Annotated in this window: 1 protein-coding gene; it reads left to right on the plus strand. The window is 45.5% G+C overall.

Annotation, left to right across the window (positions count from 1 at the left end; translation table 11 throughout):
* Positions 1–905: hypothetical protein (locus ACPUER_RS36875; protein WP_425133594.1), on the plus strand; the 905-nt coding region annotated here is incomplete at its 5' end.
* Positions 906–1001: the final 96 nt, after the last annotated feature.

Here is a 1001-nt window from a genome sequence, read left to right on the forward strand (position 1 = left end):
GCGAGGTGAAGGGGTATGACACCTATGTTAAGGTAGATCCCAAAGGCCATAAACAAACGACCACCGGAAGCGATCCGCAGGCGTTGCCTAAGAAGATTGCTACCCTGGACGAAAACAGAAGCGAATTAGCAACTATTAATGAAACAGCTAAATTTCTGCAGACACCTGCTCAGAAAAAGCGACGAGGAGAATTGGAAAAGGCGATCGCGAAACAAGAGAAAGCAGAGGTGGATGAGGCAAGAAAGGCGGCGAAGAATGAGAGTGATCAGAAATCGCCTGAGCAACGATTGGCTGATAAGAAAATATTTGTGAAAACGCAATACCCTGATATCCAGGGTTTAATTGATGAGCATCGGCTAGCTTTGACGCAAGAAAGTGCATTGAAGTCAAATGCATACTATTTGGCCCCAGAATATGAGTCATCGACAAGTAAAAATATTCCATTCATTGAGTATGATGGGGCCTCGAAATGGTATCGAGCCATGACAAAGAGTGAATATGATGGGTTGCGTAAGAGCAATCAATTCTCTCAATCGCTTGATGGATATGGGGGAATTTCGCCAAGTTATGATTACGTTTATAAGAATTATTTTTCGCCTGCAAATACGGAGCAGAAAATTCTCGTGGAATTTTCTGCCGTTAAAGATGGAAAGGAGGTTCCATTGTCTGGTTTTTTGCACGGGAAAATTAGTCAGCCTAAAGTGGAAGATGGGGCGATCTCAATTGGCTTGGGCTCCCGTGGAACGCCGGGTATTGGAAATGAATCGGGCGAAGCTGGGCGAATTTTCAACGAACTCTTGCTGAAGGGAAATATTACTTATCACCTCATTGGAGTGAACGTTAAGACGAGTGGTATCTCCCCCGTGTCAACGTCGGACGTAATTTCCCCAGAAGTGTCGAAGTAAAATTCAGAGGTGGCCGCGCAAATTCGGACAGACGGATAAGTGGTTTGGCCGGGGCCTTTGCCAGCGATAATGCTGGCAAAGGAACCGAGGAAATGA

This window comes from Burkholderia sp. DN3021, from assembly GCF_049805555.1.
GTDB classification, from domain to species: domain Bacteria; phylum Pseudomonadota; class Gammaproteobacteria; order Burkholderiales; family Burkholderiaceae; genus Burkholderia; species Burkholderia pyrrocinia_C.